Origin of the sequence: Mesorhizobium sp. M2A.F.Ca.ET.039.01.1.1, from assembly GCF_003998035.1 — a bacterium.
Lineage (GTDB): Bacteria > Pseudomonadota > Alphaproteobacteria > Rhizobiales > Rhizobiaceae > Mesorhizobium.
This window is the reverse complement of sequence record NZ_RZRY01000773.1, coordinates 1-2,714: the sequence shown is the minus strand read 5'-3', so window position 1 is coordinate 2,714 and position 2,714 is coordinate 1. Positions and strand designations below refer to the sequence as shown.

General features: G+C 65.5%; 4 protein-coding genes. 3 read left to right on the top strand and 1 reads right to left on the bottom strand.

Going from position 1 to position 2,714, the window contains the following annotated elements; genetic code table 11:
• The coding region (locus EOA24_RS33435; protein ID WP_133374743.1) for a PhzF family phenazine biosynthesis protein at nt 1-456 on the bottom strand (456 nt) is incomplete at its 3' end.
• A 132-nt stretch (nt 457-588) separates the two neighbouring features.
• Here EOA24_RS33435 and EOA24_RS33430 point away from each other — a divergent pair.
• The 3 genes from EOA24_RS33430 to EOA24_RS33420 all read left to right on the top strand — a co-directional run.
• Nucleotides 589-1,875 (top strand): efflux RND transporter periplasmic adaptor subunit, encoded by a 1,287-nt coding sequence (locus EOA24_RS33430; RefSeq protein WP_126082091.1) that lies wholly within the window; start codon nt 589-591, stop codon nt 1,873-1,875.
• Between the two features lie 4 nt (nt 1,876-1,879).
• Entirely contained in the window at nt 1,880-2,587 is a 708-nt protein-coding gene (locus EOA24_RS33425) for an ABC transporter ATP-binding protein (RefSeq protein WP_126082090.1), read from the top strand.
• On the top strand, nt 2,584-2,714 hold a 131-nt coding region (locus EOA24_RS33420; RefSeq protein WP_145992561.1), incomplete at its 3' end, for an ABC transporter permease. The genes EOA24_RS33425 and EOA24_RS33420, both read left to right, overlap by 4 nt.

The window sequence follows — 2,714 nt, the reverse complement described above, 5'->3', positions numbered from 1 at the left end:
CTCGAAGCCGATCTCGTGCGGGCCAAGGCCGAGCGCGGCGCCGATCGCTTCCGGATCGGCCTTGAGCTCCAAGGCTTCCGGCAGTTTCGCCAGGTCGAACTCGGCGAAAGTAGAGCCGTCATGCTTGCTCACCGCGCAACGCACCGGCCCGATATTCTCCTCCAGCACGAAAATGCCGGCCTCCTCCTCGGCGAGTTCCGCCAGCGCGATCGCCGAGCCGACCGTCGGATGGCCCGCGAAAGGCATTTCATAGTCGGGCGTGAAGATGCGGATACGGTTGCGGTGCATCGGATTGTCTGGAGGCAGCACGAACACCGTCTCAGACAGGTTGAATTCGCGCGCGATCGCCTGCATGCCGGCAGTGTCGAGCCCATCGCTGTCGAGTACCACCGCAAGCGGATTTCCGGCCAGCCTTTCGGTGGTAAACACATCGTAAAGCAAGTAATTGCGCGCCATGGAGAAAACCTTTCGCCTCGCCCCGAATTTCTGCCCCAATCCCAACATGAGGGAAATTTAATTTGAAATTCGAACCTCAAAGCCTGATCTGTGCACGGACAGGGACATCGATTTCCAGCATAGGGGTCCGGGGTGGACCAGGTTGTCAATCCGCCAAAGGCGGAATCCGGTACTTCCATAGAGGCCGCGCTCGGCCTGGACCGCAAGGGCGTAAGCCGCAAGCGTCGCCGCCTCTGGCTTTACGCCCTGCTGGCGATAGCGGTCGCAGCGGTCGGCATTACCCTTTATCAATGGTACGCCGCGGCGCCCCCCAGGATTGAATACACCACCGTGCCGGCGGCGACCGCGGACCTCACCGTCGAAGTATCCGCCACCGGCACGCTGCAGCCGCTGACCCAGGTCGACATCTCCAGCGAGCTTTCCGGCATCGTCCGCTCCGTTGCGGTCAATGAAAACCAGCAGGTCAAGAAGGGCGACGTGCTGGCGACGCTCGATACCGCCAAGCTGGAGGTCCAGATCGAGCGCGCCACCGCCTCCGCCAAGGCGGCTGCGGCCGCCGTCGAGGACGCCAAGGTGACACTGCAGGAGAACGAGAACGCGGTGGTGCGCGCCAGCGCGCTGACCAAGCGCGGCATGGCGACGGACCAGTCGCTCGAAGCGGCAACCGCAACGCGCGACCGCTCGAAGGCAGCGCTCGACAGCGCCGAGGCCAATCTCGCCATCGCCCAGGCCGAACTCAAGGCGCAGCAGACAGACCTGGCCAAGAGCACCATCTATGCGCCGATCGACGGCATCGTGCTCACACGCTCGGTCGATCCCGGCCAGACGGTCGCGTCCTCGCTGCAGGCGCCGGTGCTGTTCGTCATCGCCGCCGACCTTCGCAACATGGAATTGCGGGCGGCGGTCGACGAGGCCGACATCGGCCAGGTCAAACCTGGCCAGCACGCCCGCTTCACCGTCGATGCCTTCCCCGACCGCCCGTTCGACGCCGAGATCCGCGACATCTCCTACGCCTCGGTCACCACCGATGGCGTCGTCACCTACAATGCGCGGCTCGAAGTCGACAATGGCGAGCTTCTGCTCAGGCCCGGCATGACGGCCACGGTCTCGGTCGTCACAAGGCAGGCCAAGGGCGTGCTTACCGTTCCTTCGACGGCCTTCCGCTATCGCCCGATGCAGCAGCAGGCGCGCAGCTGGAGCCTGAGCGATCTCTTCACCGGCCGCATGGGCCGCCCCAATCGGCAGCGCGAGCCGACCAAGGCGCCGACCGACGGCTCGCGCACGCTCTATGTGCTGGAGAACGGCCGGCCGCATCCGGTGAACGTCAGGATCGGCTCGACCGATGGTGAGCTGACCGAGATCACCTCCGGCCTCGATGAGGGCGCGCAAGTCATCACCGGCGCGCAGCAGCGGAGCTGACGACATGTCGGCTCCCCTGCTCATCACCTTCGACAAGGTCTGGAAGAGCTATGGCGAAGGCGAGGCCCGCGTGCATGCGCTGGCCGGCGTCGATCTCGCCATCCGGCGCGGCGAATTCGTCGCCATCATGGGACCCTCCGGCTCGGGCAAGTCGACGGCGATGAACATCATCGGCTGCCTCGACACGCCGACGGCTGGAACCTACTCCTTCATGGGCATCGACGCAGGCCGGCTCGACCGCAACCGCCGCGCGCTTTTGCGCAACCTTTATGTCGGCTTCGTCTTCCAGGGCTACAATCTGTTGCCGCGCACCACCGCGGCGGAAAATGTCGAGCTGCCGCTGATCTATCGCGGCGTTGGAGCGCGCGAGCGCCGGGACCTCGCCATGCAGGCGCTGGCCGAGGTCGGGCTTGTCGGGCGCGAGCACCACACCCCGGCCGAGCTGTCGGGCGGCCAGCAGCAGCGCGTGGCGATCGCCCGCGCCATCGTCACCAGGCCGACATTGCTTGTTGCCGACGAGCCGACGGGCAATCTCGACACCGCGCGCACGCATGAGATCATGGAGCTGCTGACCAGGCTCAATGCCGAGCTCGGCCTCTCCATCGTCATGGTCACGCACGAGGCCGATGTCGCGGACTATGCCGGCCGCACCATTCGTTTCCTCGACGGCCATGTCGCCTCCGACACCATGAAGGCGGAGGCAGCGGCATGATCTGGGAGACCGTCCGCCTTTCGCTGCGTTCGATCCGCCGCAACGTGCTGCGCTCTTTCCTGACGCTGCTTGGCATCGTCATCGGCGTCGCCGCCGTCATCGCCATGCTCACCATCGGCTCCGGCAC

Bases quoted from the DNA above. Each gene is read 5' to 3' on its own strand.
- EOA24_RS33425 (WP_126082090.1), top strand. From the start codon at position 1,880: ATGTCGGCTCCCCTGCTCATCACCTTCGACAAGGTCTGGAAGAGCTAT.